The sequence below is a fragment of the Plantibacter sp. LMC-P-059a genome, assembly GCF_030209505.1.
Classification (GTDB): Bacteria; Actinomycetota; Actinomycetes; order Actinomycetales; family Microbacteriaceae; genus Plantibacter.
Genome location: NZ_JARVRZ010000001.1, coordinates 574,262 through 591,134, shown reverse-complemented (window position 1 = coordinate 591,134; position 16,873 = coordinate 574,262). Strand labels below are relative to the sequence as shown.

Here is a 16,873-nt window from a genome sequence, read left to right as displayed (position 1 = left end):
CGGCTTTTCCTCACGCAGATACGCGTTCGAGTTGACTCATCCATTCCGCCGCGCAGCGTCGCGGCACGACCAACCGGGTGCAAGACCCGTGAGGAGAACATCATGTCTGAAGACCTGAAGGTAGCCGCGGAACTCCGCGAATCGTTCGGCAAGGGCGCAGCCCGCAAGCTCCGTGCCCTCGGCAAGATCCCCGCCGTGCTCTACGGCCACGGCACCGAGCCCGTGCACGTCTCGCTGCCCGGCCACCAGATGCTGCTCATCCTCCGCAAGTCGAACGCGGTCCTCGAGCTCGACATCGACGGCAAGGGCCAGCTCGCCCTGGTGAAGGACGTCCAGAAGGACCCCGTGCGCCAGATCATCGAGCACCTCGACCTCATCGTCGTCAAGAAGGGCGAGAAGGTCCAGGTCGACATCCCCGTGACCATCGAGGGCGAGTCCGCAGCCGGCACCATCCTCAACCAGGACGCCACCACGGTCAGCCTCGAGGTCGAGGCGACCCACATCCCCGAGCGCGTCACCATCAGCGTCGAGGGCCTCGAAGAGGGCGCCCAGATCCTGGCCGGCGACCTCGAGCTCCCGAAGGGCGCTTCGCTCATCACCGAGGCCGACGTCCTCATCGTCGCGATCACCGTTCCGTCCGCTCCGGCCGACGAGGAGACGGAGGCCGCTGAGGCCGCCGCCGAGGAGACCGCAGCCGAGGCCGCAGAGTAGTCACCACCCCAGCAGACGAACCTGTCGCCCGCCGGCTCCGATACGCTCGGAGCATGGCAGGCGGCAGGTTCGCTCGGTTTCTGGCCGGTCTCACCGGGCGTACCGAGGCGTTCGATCAGGAAGGCAGCATGGCTGCAGACACATGGCTCGTCGTCGGGCTCGGCAACCCTGGCGAGCAGTACGCCCGCAACCGGCACAACGTCGGGCAGATGGTCCTCGACGAACTCGCCAAGCGGATCGGCGGCACCTTCAAGAGCCATAAGGGCAACGCCCGCGTGGCGGAGGGACGACTCGTCCCCGGAGGTCCGAAGCTCATCCTGGCGAAGCCCAACAGCTACATGAACCTCTCCGGCGGGCCGACCGCTGCGCTCGCCCAGTTCTTCTCGGTGGAGCCCGATCACGTCATCGCGGTCCACGACGAGCTCGACATCCCGTTCGATTCGATCAAGCTCAAGCAGGGCGGTGGTCACGGCGGCCACAATGGCATCCGCGACATCGCTGCGGCCCTGAAGACTCCCGAGTTCTCCCGGGTGCGCGTCGGCATCGGCCGCCCGCCCGGCCGTCAGGACGCGGCCGACTTCGTCCTCAAGGACTTCGCGGGTACGGAGCGGGAGCAGCTGCCGATGCTCGTCTCCGATGGAGCGGACGCCGTCGAGCTCCTCGTCTCCGAGGGGCTCCTCGCGGCTCAGACCCGATTCCACGGGGCCTGACCCCCGCGCGAGCTACGGGGTCGTCGGCGCCACGGTGGTGTGCCGGGGCCGGGTCACCGGGTAGACGCCTCCGGCGCGGACGTCGGTCGGGCTCGCACGTACCGGGAAAGCAGCAGGTCCTCCGAACGCAGGAGGTGCTGCAGGTGGAGCCCGCGCGGCGTCTCCGGCGACGGCCCGGCCGAGATGCGCGCGCTCTGGCCACCGACGAGGGTCGGGCTGATCGTCAGGCAGAACTCGTCGACGGCGTCCGCGTCGATGAACGCGCCGAACAGTGCCGGGCCGCCCTCGCACAGGATCTGTCGGAGACCACGTTCCGCGAGGGCTGCCACCACCCGTGCCGGTTCGACGTGTTCGTCGCCGCAGACGACGACGTCGGCGACGGCTTCGATCGCCGCACGCTTCGCCGGGTCGGTACGCTCCGTCGTGACGACGAGCGGCCGGACCGGAGCGAGGGTGAAGACGTCCGAGCGAAGGTCCAGGTCGAGCGAGCCGGAGACGATCGCGAACACGGGGTGCATCGGGAGGTCGTGTTCGTCTCGCCATGTCGCGGCGTCGACGTCGAGGCGCATCGCCCCGTACCCCTCGTCGCGTACCGTGCCCGCTCCGACGAGGACGACGTCTGCCAGTCGGCGCAGGACGTCGAACACGACCTTGTCGGCCGGCCCGCCGAGGTCTCCCGAGACGCCGTCGACGGTGGCGCCGCCGTCGAGGCTGGCCACGAAGTTGACGCGGACCGTCGTGACGGCACGGTCGTCGACGGAGTACGCGGCCACGAGGTCGTCGATCGACATGGGCTCGTCGCGGCCGGGGACGAGACTAGTGATGGTGGGGATGCTCATCGGGCTCCTCGAGGGGTGTGGGTCAGAGGTTGTGGACGGGCGCGACCGGCGCGCGGAAGCCGAGGATCGCCTCGACCATGCGCACGGCGGCGATGGATTCCGGCACGGCGTGCATGCGCACGATGCGGGCACCCAGCAGGATGCAGGCGGTCGCCGCGGCGAGCGACCCTTCGAGGCGCTCGGTCTTCGGGCGGTCCAGGGACTCGCCGATGAAGTCCTTGTTCGACACGGCGGCGAGCGTCGGGAAGCCGAGTGCGGCGATCTCACCCAGGTGACGGGTCAGTTCGAGTGTCTGCACGGTGGTCTTGTTGAGGTCGTGGCCAGGGTCGACGATGAGTCGGGACTCGGGGACGCCGTGTGCGATCGCGAGCTCCACCCGGTCGGCGAGGAACGCGGCGACCTCGCGCGCGACGTCGTCGTAGTGCGGTCGAGGGTGCGGCTGCCTGGGCTTCGCCAGGCTGTGCGTGATGACGAGGGTCGCCTCGCTCGCGGCGACCACGTCGGCGAGTGCCGGATCGTGGATGCCTGTCGTGTCGTTGATCACGGAGGCGCCGGCCGCGATGCAGGCGGCGGCGACCTCGGGGCGGAAGGTGTCGACGGAGATCACGACGTCGCTGCGAGCGGCGAGCGCCTCGACCACCGGGAGGACCCGGTCCAGTTCCTCGGCCGCCGGGATCTCCGGACCGGGGGCGAACTTCGCGCCGCCGATGTCGACCCAGTCCGCGCCCTGTTCCGCGGCCGTCACCGCCGCCTCGACGGCGCGGTCGAGCGAGAACGTCGCGCCCTGGTCGAAGAAGGAGTCGGGGGTGCGGTTGATGATCGCCATGACCGCGACCTGCTTCGAGAAGTCGAACGTCCGTGCGCCGATCCGGCGGATCGGCTGCCGGATCGGCGGGAGGGGGAAGCCGCGAACCGGCTCCACCGCTGCGTACTGGTCGGGCCGGGGCTCCGTGCTGGTCATGGCTCAATCATGGCGCGTCCGACGGACCGGGACGGCGCGTGGGGCGTCGTCCGCAGCCGATTGACAGCGGTGGCGGACGGGCCCGTCCGGTCACCGGTGTCGGTGGCTCGGCGTAGGCTGTCCCGGTGACGCTTCAGGGTTTGACTCACGCGCTTCGGCGCGCCGCAACGATCGACGACGCCCTCGCGTATGCGGGCAAGAGCGCGGACTTCTCCGTGATCGACGGCCTCCGTGCCCCGCTCCTCGCGGCGCTCATGGACGAACGCGGTCGCCAGGGTGCATCCCAGGCGGCCCTCGTCGTCACGGCGACCGGCCGCGACTCGGAGCGACTCCGCTCCGCGCTCAGCGACCTCATGCCCGAAGCCGAGATCGTGGAGTTCCCCGCCTGGGAGACGTTGCCTCACGAGCGCCTCAGTCCGAGCGCGGAGATCGTCGGACGACGACTGGAGGCGCTCCGGCGGCTCGGCGCCTGGACGGGCGAGCGTCCGTTCCTCCTCGTGGCGTCCGTCAGGGCGGCCCTCCAGCCCGTCGCTGACAACCTCACCGACACCGCCCCGATCGAGCTCGTCCAGGGTGGCCGCGGACACGATCTGGCCGCCATCGCCCTGCGGCTCGTCGAGTTGGCGTACACGCGCGTCGACATGGTGTCCCGACGCGGCGAGTTCGCGCTGCGCGGCGGCATCCTCGACGTCTTCCCGCCCGTCGCCGACCACCCCTACCGGGTCGAGTTCTTCGGCGACGAGGTCGACGGTATCCGCGCGTTCTCGGTGGCCGACCAGCGCTCGCTGCCCGAGCCGGTCGACGCCATCCGCCTGCCGCCGTCGCGTGAGTTGCTCCTCAGCCCGGCCGTCCGGCAGCGCGCCGCGGAGATGCAGCACGAGTTCCCGAGCCTGACGGGCATCCTTGAGAAGATCGCGGAGGGCATCGCCGTCGAGGGCATGGAGTCGCTCACCCCGGCGCTCGTCGACCGCCTCGTGCCGCTGACGCACTACCTGCCGGACGGCGCGGCCGTGGCCGTCGTCTCACCCGAGCGCGTCGTCACCCGCTCGATCAGCCTCGCCGAGACGAACCGCGAGTTCCTCGCCGCCGCCTGGAGCGCGGCGACCGTGGGGGCGAACGCGCCGATCGACCTCGCGTCCGGTGACTTCATGTCGCTCGGGGCGCTGAAGGACTCCGTCACGTTCAGTGCGCCAGGGGCTCCGGCCCCCGACCACCCGTGGTGGACCCTCAGCGGCTTCCGTGCCGGCCCGGACGTCGAGACCCTCCCCGAGCACCTCGAACTCGACGAACTCCTCACGGTCACGGTCGACGGCGACACGGTGCCGAGTTTCCACGGCAACGTCGAGGGCGCCATCGAGCACGTCGCCGCCCGCGTCCGTGACGGTTGGACGGTCATCGTCGCCGCCCGTGGGGTCGGTCTCGTCGAGCGCGCCGCCGACGTCCTCGCCGAGCACGAGATCGCCGCGCGCATGGTCGACGAGCTGCCCGCCGACCCGGAGCCCGGCGTCGCCTACCTGCTCCAGGCCGACGTCGAGGGCGGTTTCGAGCTCGAGCCCTCCAAGCTCATGCTGCTCGGCGAGACCGAGTTCTACGGGCGCACCGCCGGTTACGACTCGCGACTCGTCAAGAAGCTCGCCACCCGCCGGAAGAACGTCGTCGACCCGATGCAGCTGCGCTCGGGCGACTTCGTCGTGCACCAGACCCACGGCATCGGCAAGTTCGTCGAGATGACCCAGCGGGAGGTCTCGAGCGGCGGCCGCAACCCCGTGAAGAGCACGCGTGAGTACCTGGTGCTCGAGTACGCGCCGTCCAAACGCGGATACCCGGGCGACAAACTGCTCGTCCCCACTGATCAGCTCGACCTCCTCACCCGCTACGTCGGTGGCGAGGCACCGCAGCTCAGCAAGATGGGCGGCAGCGACTGGTCGCAGGCCAAGAGCAAGGCGCGCAAGGCCGTCCGCGACATCGCGGTCGAGCTCGTCAAGCTGTACTCGGCGCGCATGGCGTCGAAGGGGCACGCCTTCGGGCCCGACACCCCGTGGCAGCGCGAGCTCGAGGAGGCGTTCCCGTTCGCGGAGACGCCCGACCAGCTGCAGACCATCGACGAGGTCAAGGCCGACATGGAGCGCGAGATCCCCATGGACCGCCTCCTGTCCGGCGACGTCGGGTTCGGGAAGACGGAGGTCGCCGTCCGGGCGGCGTTCAAGGCGGTCCAGGACGGCAAGCAGGTCGCGATGCTCGTGCCGACGACGTTGCTCGTCAAGCAGCACTTCGAGACCTTCCAGGAGCGCTTCGCCGGATTCCCGGTGCACCTCCGACCGCTCAGCCGGTTCCAGAGCGACAAGGAGGCGAAGGAGGCGCTCGCCGGACTGGCGGACGGCACGGTCGACGTCATCATCGGCACCCACCGCCTGCTGACCGACAAGGTGCACTTCAAGGACCTCGGTCTCGTGATCATCGACGAGGAGCAGCGGTTCGGCGTCGAGCACAAGGACGCCCTCAAGAAGCTGAAAACGAACGTCGACATCCTGGCGATGAGCGCGACGCCGATCCCGCGCACGCTCGAGATGGCCGTCACCGGCATCCGGGAGATGTCGACCCTGGCGACGCCGCCGGAGGACCGGCACCCTATCCTGTCGTTCGTCGGGCCGTACAACGGCAAGCAGGTCTCGGCGGCGATCCGGCGCGAACTCCTCCGCGAGGGGCAGATCTTCTTCGTCCACAACCGTGTCTCGTCGATCAGCCGGGTCGCGGCCGACCTCGCCGAGCTCGTCCCGGAGGCGCGGATCGCGATCGCGCACGGCCAGCTGGGCGAGGCCGCACTCGAACAGGTCGTCGTCGACTTCTGGGAGCGCCGCTTCGACGTCCTCGTCTGCACGACGATCATCGAGACCGGCCTCGACATCTCGAACGCGAACACGATCATCATCGACCGCGCCGACAAGTACGGCCTGAGCCAGCTGCACCAGCTCCGCGGGCGGGTGGGGCGCGGTCGCGAGCGCGCCTACGCGTACTTCCTCTACGACGAGCACAAGCCCCTGTCCGAGACCGCCCACGACCGCCTGTCGACGATCGCGGCCAACAACGAGCTCGGCAGCGGCATGCAGGTCGCGCTCAAGGACCTGGAGATCCGCGGGGCTGGCAACATGCTCGGCGGTGAGCAGGCCGGTCACATCGCCGGTGTCGGGTTCGACCTCTACCTCCGCATGATCGGCGAGGCCGTGTCGACCTTCCGCGGCGACGTCGCCGAGGGCCAGACGGAACTCCGGCTGGAACTGCCGGTCGACGCACACATCCCGGAGGAGTACGTGGACAGCGAGCGCCTGCGGCTCGAGGCCTACCAGAAGCTGTCCGCCGCCTCCGGTCCCGCCGCGAAGGACGGCCAGATCGACCTCGTCATCGACGAGCTCACCGACCGCTACGGTGAACCGCCGGCGCAGGTGAGCACGCTCGTGGCGGTCTCGCGGCTGCGGCAGCGGGCGCAGCGATCCGGGCTCAGCGACCTCATCGCCGTGGGGCCGAACCTCCGGGTCACGCCCGCGGATCTGCCGGATTCGATCCAGACCCGGTTGCGGCGCATGTACCCCGGTGCCAAGTACCTTGCTCAGACGAACACGGTCATCGTGCCGTTGCCGCGGGTCGGCGACGAAGCCTTGGCAGACACGGATCTCATCGCGTGGGTGCAGCAGTTCCTGAACGCGATCTACCCGTTGCCTGAGGCACCTGCGGGGGACACGCCGCGGTCCTGATGGGACCTCGGGACGAGGAGGTCGGCACCCGCGGCTGATCCGACGAGTGTCGTTCATTCCTAGCGTGGAGGGATGAAGAAGTTCCTCCGCATCGTCCTCACCGGGGTCGTGGCGCTCGTCGCGCTCGTGCTCGCCGGGCTCCTCACGACCACCATCGTGAACACCGCCGCCTCGGCTTCCGAGGCCGCGCGCATCGAGGACTACGGGCAGCGGGTCGAGGTCGACGGCAGACGCATGAACGTCCAGGTGGCGGGGGAGGGCCCGCAGACGATCGTCCTCCTGCCCGGCTTCGGCACCGGTTCGCCCGTGCTCGACTTCTCACCGCTCACCGACGAGCTGGCCGCGACGTACCGGGTGGTCGTCGTCGAGCCGCTCGGATACGGGCTGAGCGACCAGACCGACGTGCCCCGCACGACCGCGAACATCGTCTCCGAGATCCACGAGGCCGTGTCCGCGCTCGGCATCGACCGCTACGTGTTGATGGGGCACTCCATCGCGGGGATCTACGCGCTGGACTACGTCGAGCGGTTCCGGGACGAGGTGACGGCGTTCGTCGGCATCGACAGCAGCGTCCCCGACCAGCCAGGGATGGACGTCTCCCTGCCGGTCGACGCCCTGCGCGCGGCCAAGGCGCTCGGCATCACCCGTCTCGTCACGGCGCTGTCAGGAGACCCGTACCCGGATCCGCCCTACGAGCAGCACACCCGGGAGCAGCTCGGGATGATCTCGCAGCGGAACACCTCGAGCGCCACCTCCTCGGACGAGATGTCCCGCATCGCGGCGAACTTCCGCGCGGCGAAGGGGAAGACCTTCCCGAGCGACCTGCCGGTGCTGCTCTTCGTGCAACGCCACAACCCGACGGTTGAGGGCTGGCTCCCGCTGCACGAGGACCAGGCGGCGAGCGTCATCCACGGCGAGGTCGTCCCGCTCGACGCCGACCACTACCTGCACCACACGAAATCGCCGGAGATCGCGGCCGGGGTCGGGCGATTCCTCGCCGCAGCGGGCGTCGGAGAGCCGGCCGTCCCACCCCGCGGATGATCGGTCGGCGGACGTATGCTGGGGCGCACGATCCCGTCGAGTCGGAGGAACCCATGGCGACCAGTACCCGGATGATCCAGGACCCGGAGACGGTCGTCGCCGACACCGTGGCCCGGCTCCGACAGACCTTCGACCGCGGAGCGACGAAGCCCCTCGCCTGGCGCCTCCGGCAGCTCCGTGCCCTGAAGCAGCTGCTGCTCGAACGCGGGGACGAGTTGGAGCGGGCGCTCGCGACCGATCTGGGCAAGAGTGGCACGGAGGCGCAGATCACCGAGATCGGTCTGCTCATCAGTGAGCTCGACCACACGCTGAAGCACCTGAAGCGCTGGGTCAGGCCGCGGCGGGTGGCCGTGCCGCTGACCCTCGCGCCGGCCTCCGCGTCGGTCGTCGCGGAGCCGGTCGGCGTGGTGCTGGTGATCGGCCCGTGGAACTATCCGGTCCAACTGTGTCTCGGGCCGATGATCGGAGCACTCGCCGCCGGGAACGCCGTCGTCCTGAAGCCGAGCGAGCTCGCCCCGGCGACGAGCGCGGCGCTCGCCCGGCTGCTCCCCGAGTACCTCGACGACCGAGCCGTCGCCGTCGTCGAGGGTGACGCGGAGGTCGCCACCGCCCTCCTCGCCGAACGGTTCGACCACCTATTCTACACGGGAGGGGCGGCGGTCGGGCGAGTCGTCGCCCGGGCGGCGGCGGAGCACCTGACGCCGATCACCCTCGAACTCGGCGGCAAGTCGCCGGTCTACATCGACGACACGGTCGACCTCGCGGACGCCGCCCGACGGATCATGTGGGGCAAACTCATGAACGCCGGCCAGACCTGCGTCGCCCCCGACTACCTGCTCGCCACGAGGTCCGTGGCGGACCGGCTGGTGCCGTACCTCCGCGATGCGGTCGCGAACCTCTACGGCGCCGACCCGGCCGGCAACGCCGACTATGGTCGCATCATCTCCGACCGGCATTTCGGACGGGTCAGCGGTCTCCTCGACGGTCTGGAACCGGTGGTCGGCGGTGCGGTGGACGCGTCACAGCGGTACATCGCCCCGACGGTCGTGAACGGTGTCGAGGCGTCCGCCCCGATCATGCAGGAGGAGATCTTCGGGCCGATCCTGCCGATCCTCCACGTGTCCGGGCTCGAGCAGGCCATCGCCCACATCCGGGCGGGGGAGAAGCCGCTCGCGCTCTACGTCTTCAGCGACGACGCGGCCACCCGCCGTCGGTTCACCAGGGACACCTCCTCCGGAGCACTCGCCTTCGGCGTCCCGGCCGCCCACCTGATGGTCCCCGGGCTGCCGTTCGGCGGTGTCGGAGGGAGTGGGATGGGCGCGTACCACGGCCGCCACTCCTTCGACACGTTCAGCCACGCCAAGGCCGTGTTCTCGAAGCCCCTCACGCCCGACACCCTGTCGCTCGTCTACCCGCCCTTCACCGAGGCCAGGGACCGCATCGCGCGGCTGCTCTCCCGGACCGGTCGGGCGAGCGGCGAGCGTCGCGGTGGACCGCGCCGATGAGCACCGAGCCCGTCGGCGACACCTCCGGCGCGCGCCTCGTCGACGCGATGCGCCAGATCCGCGACCGCTGCGTGTGGACGCAGGGCATCGATCACCGGATGCTCGTCCCGTATCTGATCGAGGAGAGCTACGAACTCGTGGAGGCGGTCGAGGCGGGGTCGCGCGAGGATCTCGTCGAGGAGCTCGGCGACGTGCTGTGGCAGGTCGTCTTCCACGCGGAGATCGCGTCACGCGACCCGGATGCACCGTTCGACTTCGACGACGTCGCCGAAGCGGTCACCCGCAAGATGGCCCACCGGCACCCGCACGTCTTCGGTGACGAGCAGGCACCGACACCGGAGGACGTCCTGCGGGTCTGGAACGCCGCGAAGGCGACCGAGAAGGCGCAGCGGGCGAGCGCCCTCGAGGGGATCCCGCAGGCGATGCCCTCGCTCGCCCTCGCCGACAAGGTGCTCGGCCGAGCGGCGCCGCTGGGCGTGCGGCCGGAGCCCGAGGCGGAGCGGTTCGCCGACGAGGACGCCCTCGGCGACCACCTCCTCGCCGTCGTCGCCGCAGCGAAGGCGGACGGGCTCGACGCCGAGCGGGCGCTCCGCGGGGCGGTCCGTCGGCTCAGCGCACAGGTCCTCGACGCCGAGCGTCCGGGTGCGGAACCGACGACGGCGGATCGGCACGGCTGACCGCCGGGCGACCGCTCACGGGACACCGTCGGCGCCGTGCCAGAATTGAGGCATGGCTGCTCCAGTGAACCCGCCGCGCGGCATGCGCGACTTCCTCCCCGCCGACAAGGCCCGTCGGGAGCACGCGCTGAGCACCATCCGCCGGGTCTTCACGGCGCACGGCTTCGACGAGATCGAGACGCCGGTGGTCGAGGAGTACGACCGCCTGCACTCCGGGCTCGGCGGCGACAACGAGAAGATGGCGTTCAACATCCTCCGGCGCAAGCTGACGCCGGAGGCCATCGTGGCCGCGGCCGAGAACCAGACCGAGCTCACCGACCTCGGGTTGCGGTTCGACCTCACGGTGCCGCTCGCGCGGTTCTACGCCTCCCACCGGGCTGAACTGCCGCCGGTGTTCCGCTCCATCCAGATCGCGCCGGTCTGGCGCGGCGAGCGCCCGCAGCAGGGCCGGTACCGCCAGTTCGTGCAGTGCGACATCGACATCATCGGTGAGGCGTCGAACCTCGCCGAGGCTGAACTCATCACCGCGACGCTCGCGACCCTGGTCGAACTCGGGATCACCGGGTCCACGGTGCGCATCAACGACCGCCGCCTGCTGCTCGGCATGCTCGACTCCCTGGGGTTCCCGGCCGACACGCACGCGCAGGTGCTCATCACGATCGACAAACTCGACAAGATCGGCGAGGCGGGCGTGGTCGCCGAACTCCGCGAACGCGGGGTCGATGCCACCGCCGTCGATGCGCTCGAAGCCTTCTTCTCCCGTCCGCAGACGATGGAGTTCAACACCTTCGGCGAACGCGCGATCCGGAAGGCCCTGCCGGCCGGTGCGGACGACACCGTGGTCGCGGAGCTCGACGCGCTCGGCAAGGCCGTCGCCGCGGCGAGCCCGCTCCAGGGTCAGCCGGCCGACCCGTTCGCGAACCCCCTCGTCTTCGACCCCTTCCTCGTGCGGGGGATGGGCTACTACACGGGTGCGATCTTCGAGATCGCCCACCCGGATCTCGGATACTCGCTCGGTGGTGGCGGTCGCTACGACGGGATGATCGGTCGCTTCCTCGGTCAGGACGTGCCCGCCGCCGGGTTCTCGATCGGGTTCGAGCGCATCGTGGACCTCGTCGAGCTCCCGAGCGACGCCGCCGGGGAGTCCGTCGTCCTCGTGCACGACCGCGACGTCCCCGCGGCCACGCTCGTCGCGCTCAAGGCGAGACTCGTCGCCGAGGGTCGCCGCGTCCGCCTCGAGGCACGGGTGAAGAACCTCCGAGCGCTCCTCGACCGCGTGACGGCGGCCGGGTTCGGTTCCTTCGCCTTCGTGGCGGCGGACTCGACGCGCGAATCGCTCGAGTTCAAGCCGCTCGACTGAGCCTCGGCACGACGAGGTCCGCGACGCACGGCGCGCTTCCGAGCGCCTGCCCAGCTCTTCGGGGCAGGATGGAGCATTCCGACGGAACCGCACCGCGAGGTGGACGCCCGCTCACGACCCCCTCGACCGGAGAACTGGTTCCGATGACCGCCACGGCCTCTCAGACGCGCTCCCGCCGCGCGCCGGAGACGCCCGTCCCCGTTCGCCGCGGTGTCGGTCGCGTCCGTCGCAAGGCGACCACGATCGCGTTGCTCGTGGGTGTCCCGCTCGCGCTCCTCACGGCCGCGCATGCGCTCGTACCGGACGTCCTCGGCCTGGGACTCGTGTGGGACAACGCACTGCCGTGGACCTGGGTCGTGCTCCCCGTCCTCGTCCTCCTCGTGCTCGTGGCGCGCACGCCGGGTGCCGTCATCGGCCTGCTCGCCCCGACGCTCGTCTGGGGCTTCCTGTTCGGGCCGGGCGTCGTCCCGCTGGGCGATGCGCGGCAAGCCGTCCCGGCAGCGGCCTCACTGTCCGTCGCCAGCCAGAACCTCGGCCCGGCGGGCGACCCGGCGGTCATCGCGGGCTCGCTCGCGGCGAGCGGGGCCGACCTCATCGCGCTGCAGGAGATCGAGGACCAGGACCGGGAGCCCCTCGCGGCGACCCTCGATGCCGACTACCCGTACTCCGTCCTCACCGGGACCGTCGGCCTCTGGAGCCGGTACCCGATCGAGGACTCGGTCGGCCTGAAGCTCGGCCTCGACTGGTATCGGGCGATCAACGCCGTTGTGGAGACGCCGTCGGGTGCGGTGAGCGTCTACGTGATCCACGCCGACTCCGCCCGCCCCGGCGCGCACGCCGAGCGCGACGTGATGCTCGAGGAGCTGGCCGAGGCCGTCGCGGCGAACACCAGGGACCGCGTCGTCGTCATGGGCGACTTCAACGCCTCCGCCTCCGACCGCGCGCTCGCCGCGTTGCAGAGCGAGGTTTCGGAACCGAATCAGAGCGAGGGCGGGTTCGGCCTCACCTGGCCGGCGGGAGCCCCGCTCATGCGACTCGACCACGTGTTCGTGCGCGGCATGGTCGCAACCCACAACGCCGTCGGCGACGCGCAGGGGAGCGACCACCACGGCATCGTCTCGAGCTTCCGGCTCGACCGCTGAGGCTCGTCACCCGTCGGCGGAGCGGGGCCCTGCGCCCGTTCAGCCGATGTCACTAGACTGAGCGCGGGCGGCCGTCGTACCCGTCCCACGTCCCAATCCCCACAAGGAGAACATCAGTGGCACTCATCGAGGCAGTAGGCGCTCGCGAAATTCTCGACTCCCGAGGCAACCCGACCGTCGAGGTCGAGGTGCTCCTGGAGGACGGCACGGTCAGTCGTGCAGCAGTCCCGTCCGGCGCATCGACCGGTGCGTTCGAAGCGTACGAGCTGCGTGACGGCGATGCCGCACGGTACCTCGGCAAGGGTGTCGAGAAGGCGGTCGACGCCGTCCTCGACGAGATCGGCCCGGCCCTCGAGGGCATCGAGGCCGACGACCAGCGTCTCGTCGACCACACCATGATCGAGCTCGACGGCACCGAGAACAAGAGCCGCCTCGGCGCGAACGCCATCCTCGGCGCCAGCCTCGCGGTCGCCCGTGCCGCTGCGGACTCCGCGGACCTCTCGCTCTACCGGTACGTCGGCGGCGCCAACGCCCACGTCCTGCCCGTCCCGATGATGAACATCATCAACGGCGGCTCGCACGCCGACACCGGCGTCGACATCCAGGAGTTCATGATCCTGCCGATCGGTGCTCCGAGCTTCCGTGAGGCGCTCCGCTGGGGCACCGAGACGTACCACACGCTGAAGGGCCTGCTGAAGTCGAAGGGCTTCGCCACCGGCCTCGGCGACGAGGGCGGCTTCGCCCCCGACTTCGAGCACAACCGCGCAGCCCTCGACTTCATCGTCGAGGCCATCGAGCAGGCCGGCTTCACGGTCGGCACCGACATCGCGCTCGGCCTCGACGTCGCCTCCAGCGAGTTCTACAAGGAGGGCGCCTACCAGTTCGAGGGCAAGGCGCTGAACAGCACCGAGATGACCGCGTACTACGCCGACCTCGTCGCGAACTACCCGCTCATCACGATCGAGGACCCGCTGGCCGAGGACGACTGGGCCGGGTACGCCCACCTCACGCCGGAGCTCGGTTCCAAGGTCCAGATCGTCGGCGACGACCTGTTCGTCACGAACCCGAAGCGTCTCGCCGACGGCATCGCGAAGGGTGCGGCGAACTCGCTGCTCGTCAAGGTCAACCAGATCGGTACGCTCACCGAGACGCTCGACGCGGTCTCGCTCGCACAGCGTTCCGGCTACACCACGATCCTCTCGCACCGCTCCGGTGAGACCGAGGACACCACGATCGCCGACCTCGCCGTCGCCACGAACGCGGGCCAGATCAAGACCGGTGCGCCTGCACGCAGCGAGCGGGTCGCGAAGTACAATCAGTTGCTGAGGATCGAAGAGGAGCTGGGCCAGGCAGCCGTCTACGCCGGCCGCAGCGCCTTCCCCCGGTTCACCGCCTAAGCATCGTCACCTGAAGGCTCTCAGGGGTGCCGATCGGCACCCCTGAGAGCCTTCGTCGTGTGCGGGAGGCGCCTGTGAAGAAGCCATCGATGCCGGCCGGAGGCGAGCCCAAGGGCACGCCACCGACGGGCGGGACACCATCCGCCGGCACGGCGAAGCAGCGGTCCTCGGCGTCTCGGCGGCCGTCGGTCGACACAGCGAGCACGCCGCGGGGTGCCGCGCCGTCCAAGCGCGCAGCGGGCGCCACGACGAAGCCCGCGCGATCCGCGGGCAAGGCGTTGCGGCCGGCGACGAAGCCCGTGCGCTCATCGGCCGCTCGATCGGCGGCTGCGGGCTCCGCGGGTCCCCGGACGCGCACCGGATCGACCAGGACGGCTCCCGCGAGGTCGTCCGAGGCTGGCGGCTGGCTGCGGAGTCTCCGCCTCTCGGGGTTCAGCGTGCTCCTCCTCGGCATCCTCGTCCTCGGTGTTGTCGTCCTCGCACCGAACCTCAAGACCTTCCTCGAGCAGCGGCAGCAGATCGCGGTCCTGCAGGCTTCGGTGGCCGACACCCAGGCCAAGGTCGACGCCCAGCAGGCGGAGCGCGAACGGTGGAACGACCAGAGCTACGTCATGACGCAGGCACGCGACCGCCTGTTCTACGCGCTGCCCGGCGAGGTCAGCTACATCATCATCAACGACGTCGATCCGGCGTCGTTGCCCACCGCCGAGACCCCGGTGAGCGACACCCTCGTCGACGCGAAGTCGGACTGGCTCGACGGGCTGCTGGCCTCGCTCGTCGCCACGGGGTTCTCGCCGGCACCGACCGCGACGGACCCTGCGCAGACGCCGAGCCCCGCGCAGACGACACCGGCCGCGCCGCCCGCCGGGGGCTGACGTCGAGCGACGTCGGCGATCCCGGCGATAATGGAACCATGAGCACCCCTCCCTTCGGCCCCGTCTCCGAGCGCGACGTCGAGATCGTGTCGGCGCAACTCGGACGCCCGGCACGGAACGTCGTCGGTATCTCCGCACGCTGCGTGTGCGGCGCCCCGACCGTGGTCTCCACCGCACCGCGTCTCGCCGACGGCACGCCGTTCCCCACCTTCTACTACCTGACGCATCCTGCGGCCACCGCCGCGGTGTCCTCGCTCGAGGCGACGCAGGTCATGAACGAGTACACCGAGCTGCTCGCCGAGGACGAAGAGCTGCGGAGCGGGTACGCGAGCGCCCACGCCGCCTACCTCGCCGACCGCACCTCCATCGCCGAGGTCGCCGAGATCGACGGGATCTCCGCCGGTGGCATGCCGGTGCGGGTCAAGTGTCTCCACGCGCTCGTCGGCCACGCCCTCGCGGCCGGTCCGGGCGTCAACCCCATCGGCGACCTCGCGCTCGAGCGCGCGACGTGGAGCCCGGAGGTCTGCGCATGCGCAGACGGCCAGGCGGGTCTGGGATAGCCCCCGCACGCGACGGACGTCGCACGCGGGGGAGCGTCGGGGAGCGACACGGGCGCCGTCCGCGTGGTCTCCGTGGTCTGCGCCCCGCGCTGGGCGCCCTGGTGGCAGTCCTCCTCGTCGTCACACCGGCACTCCCAGCCTCGGCGGACACCGTCCGCGACATGCAGTACTGGCTCGGCGACTACGGGTTCACCACCGCGTGGGAGACGACGAAGGGCGCCGGGGTCACCGTCGCGGTCATCGACACGGGGATCGCCGACGGTCCCACGGAGTTGAACGGTGCGGTAGCGGGCGGCGTCGATGTCTCCGGTCTCGGCAGCGCCGACGGACGGACCCCGGTCGGCTCCGAGGGGAGTGAGCACGGGACGCTCGTCGCGTCGATGATCGCGGGCCGCGGCCGGACGGGTGGCGCGGGCGTCATCGGCGTCGCGCCGGAAGCCCGGTTGCTCTCCGTTTCCGTCGGGTTCGGCTCGGAGGGGTCCACGGTCGTTCCCTGGGACGAGCAGATCGCGACGGCCGTCCGGTGGGCCGTCGACAACGGCGCGGACGTCATCAACATGTCCCTCACCCGCAACAGTCTCGACTGGCCGACCAGCTGGGACGACGCGTTCCTGTACGCCTTCTCGCACGACGTGGTCGTCGTCGCCGCGGCGGGTAACCGGGGGAGCGGGACGGTCGAGGTCGGAGCACCCGCCACGATCCCCGGGGTGCTGACCGTCGCCGGCGTGGACCGGACGGGTTCGGCGAGCTTCGACGCCTCGAGCCAGGGCATCACGATCGCGGTCGCGGCGCCGAGCGAGCAGCTCGTCGGGGTGACGCCGGCCGGTTCCTCCGTGCAGTGGCAGGGCACGAGCGGCGCGGCGCCGATCGTCTCCGGGCTGGTCGCGCTCGTACGCTCGGCGTGGCCGGACCTCAGTGCCGCCGACGTCATCGAGCGGGTGACCGCCACGGCGAAGCAGGTCGGCGATTCCGCCCAGAGTCCGATCTACGGTGCCGGTCTCATCGACGCCGAGCGGGCGGTCAGCGCCACCGTCGGGCCGGCGTCGACCTCTCCGGAGGAGCAGCTGTCCGACTGGATCACGCTCTACCGGCGCGCCCCGCAGGACACCGATCCGGCCGACGGGTTCTACCGGCCGACGCCGGAACCGCAGCCACCGGCGATCCCGGAGGGCGAGGCCGTCGAGGTCCGCGCGAACCCCTTCCTGCCCACCCCGAGCACCCTGCTCTACGGGTCATTGCCGCTGGCGCTCCTGCTCGGAACTGGTAGCCTGGTGGCGCTCGGTGTCATAGGCGCTACCAGGCATTTCAAGCGGGTACTGCGGAAGTAGTACTCTGTTCCGATATTC

The 16,873-nt window shown here is 70.5% G+C and carries 14 protein-coding genes; 12 read left to right on the top strand and 2 right to left on the bottom strand.

Features of this window, described 5'->3' with window-relative positions:
* Positions 1-102 precede the first annotated feature (102 nt).
* Both QRN27_RS02790 and pth read left to right on the top strand, forming a co-directional pair.
* On the top strand, positions 103-711 hold the full coding sequence (locus tag QRN27_RS02790) for a 50S ribosomal protein L25/general stress protein Ctc (RefSeq protein WP_056007478.1): 609 nt from the start codon (positions 103-105) through the stop codon (positions 709-711).
* Positions 712-839: 128 nt separating this feature from the next.
* Positions 840-1,421, top strand: a complete 582-nt coding sequence (pth, locus tag QRN27_RS02785; RefSeq protein ID WP_056007476.1) for an aminoacyl-tRNA hydrolase — start codon at positions 840-842, stop codon at positions 1,419-1,421.
* A gap of 53 nt (positions 1,422-1,474) precedes the next feature.
* On the opposite strand, the gene QRN27_RS02780 is transcribed toward pth, so the two are convergent.
* Together QRN27_RS02780 and folP are read right to left on the bottom strand one after the other, a co-directional pair.
* Positions 1,475-2,260, bottom strand: a complete 786-nt coding sequence (locus QRN27_RS02780; protein WP_285040635.1) for a pyrimidine reductase family protein — start codon at positions 2,258-2,260, stop codon at positions 1,475-1,477.
* Between the two features lie 22 nt (positions 2,261-2,282).
* Positions 2,283-3,221 (bottom strand): dihydropteroate synthase, encoded by a 939-nt coding sequence (gene folP, locus QRN27_RS02775; RefSeq protein WP_082455875.1) that lies wholly within the window; start codon positions 3,219-3,221, stop codon positions 2,283-2,285.
* A gap of 125 nt (positions 3,222-3,346) precedes the next feature.
* Here folP and mfd point away from each other — a divergent pair, with 125 nt between their 5' ends.
* The 10 genes from mfd (at position 3,347) to QRN27_RS02725 (ending at position 16,855) form a co-directional block, all read left to right on the top strand.
* The gene (gene mfd, locus QRN27_RS02770) at positions 3,347-6,970 is read left to right on the top strand and encodes a transcription-repair coupling factor (protein WP_285040634.1); all 3,624 of its coding nucleotides are present in this window, start codon (positions 3,347-3,349) and stop codon (positions 6,968-6,970) included.
* Between the two features lie 72 nt (positions 6,971-7,042).
* A complete protein-coding gene (locus QRN27_RS02765) occupies positions 7,043-8,011 on the top strand; it encodes an alpha/beta hydrolase (RefSeq protein ID WP_285040633.1) in 969 nt (322 codons plus the stop codon).
* A 53-nt stretch (positions 8,012-8,064) separates the two neighbouring features.
* Positions 8,065-9,516, top strand: a complete 1,452-nt coding sequence (locus QRN27_RS02760) for an aldehyde dehydrogenase family protein (RefSeq protein WP_285040632.1) — start codon at positions 8,065-8,067, stop codon at positions 9,514-9,516.
* Positions 9,513-10,193 (top strand): MazG nucleotide pyrophosphohydrolase domain-containing protein, encoded by a 681-nt coding sequence (locus QRN27_RS02755; RefSeq protein WP_285040631.1) that lies wholly within the window; start codon positions 9,513-9,515, stop codon positions 10,191-10,193. Before QRN27_RS02760 ends, QRN27_RS02755 begins: the two co-directional genes overlap by 4 nt.
* 52 nt (positions 10,194-10,245) lie before the next feature.
* Positions 10,246-11,553 (top strand): histidine--tRNA ligase, encoded by a 1,308-nt coding sequence (gene hisS / locus QRN27_RS02750; RefSeq protein WP_285040630.1) that lies wholly within the window; start codon positions 10,246-10,248, stop codon positions 11,551-11,553.
* A 143-nt stretch (positions 11,554-11,696) separates the two neighbouring features.
* Entirely contained in the window at positions 11,697-12,695 is a 999-nt protein-coding gene (locus QRN27_RS02745) for an endonuclease/exonuclease/phosphatase family protein (RefSeq protein WP_285040629.1), read from the top strand.
* A 116-nt stretch (positions 12,696-12,811) separates the two neighbouring features.
* Positions 12,812-14,092 (top strand): phosphopyruvate hydratase, encoded by a 1,281-nt coding sequence (eno, locus tag QRN27_RS02740; protein ID WP_056007454.1) that lies wholly within the window; start codon positions 12,812-12,814, stop codon positions 14,090-14,092.
* An 89-nt stretch (positions 14,093-14,181) separates the two neighbouring features.
* On the top strand, positions 14,182-14,967 hold the full coding sequence (locus QRN27_RS02735) for an FtsB family cell division protein (RefSeq protein ID WP_285040628.1): 786 nt from the start codon (positions 14,182-14,184) through the stop codon (positions 14,965-14,967).
* 38 nt (positions 14,968-15,005) lie between these two features.
* Positions 15,006-15,527, top strand: a complete 522-nt coding sequence (locus QRN27_RS02730; protein ID WP_285040627.1) for a DUF501 domain-containing protein — start codon at positions 15,006-15,008, stop codon at positions 15,525-15,527.
* Between the two features lie 101 nt (positions 15,528-15,628).
* Positions 15,629-16,855, top strand: a complete 1,227-nt coding sequence (locus QRN27_RS02725; RefSeq protein ID WP_350224082.1) for a S8 family serine peptidase — start codon at positions 15,629-15,631, stop codon at positions 16,853-16,855.
* Positions 16,856-16,873: the final 18 nt, after the last annotated feature.

Bases quoted from the DNA above. Each gene is read 5' to 3' on its own strand.
- QRN27_RS02790 (WP_056007478.1), top strand. From the start codon at position 103: ATGTCTGAAGACCTGAAGGTAGCCGCGGAACTCCGCGAATCGTTCGGC.
- pth (WP_056007476.1), top strand. From the start codon at position 840: ATGGCTGCAGACACATGGCTCGTCGTCGGGCTCGGCAACCCTGGCGAG.
- QRN27_RS02780 (WP_285040635.1), bottom strand. From the start codon at position 2,260: ATGAGCATCCCCACCATCACTAGTCTCGTCCCCGGCCGCGACGAGCCC.
- folP (WP_082455875.1), bottom strand. From the start codon at position 3,221: ATGACCAGCACGGAGCCCCGGCCCGACCAGTACGCAGCGGTGGAGCCG.
- QRN27_RS02765 (WP_285040633.1), top strand. From the start codon at position 7,043: ATGAAGAAGTTCCTCCGCATCGTCCTCACCGGGGTCGTGGCGCTCGTC.
- QRN27_RS02760 (WP_285040632.1), top strand. From the start codon at position 8,065: ATGGCGACCAGTACCCGGATGATCCAGGACCCGGAGACGGTCGTCGCC.
- QRN27_RS02755 (WP_285040631.1), top strand. From the start codon at position 9,513: ATGAGCACCGAGCCCGTCGGCGACACCTCCGGCGCGCGCCTCGTCGAC.
- hisS (WP_285040630.1), top strand. From the start codon at position 10,246: ATGGCTGCTCCAGTGAACCCGCCGCGCGGCATGCGCGACTTCCTCCCC.
- QRN27_RS02745 (WP_285040629.1), top strand. From the start codon at position 11,697: ATGACCGCCACGGCCTCTCAGACGCGCTCCCGCCGCGCGCCGGAGACG.
- QRN27_RS02735 (WP_285040628.1), top strand. From the start codon at position 14,182: ATGCCGGCCGGAGGCGAGCCCAAGGGCACGCCACCGACGGGCGGGACA.
- QRN27_RS02730 (WP_285040627.1), top strand. From the start codon at position 15,006: ATGAGCACCCCTCCCTTCGGCCCCGTCTCCGAGCGCGACGTCGAGATC.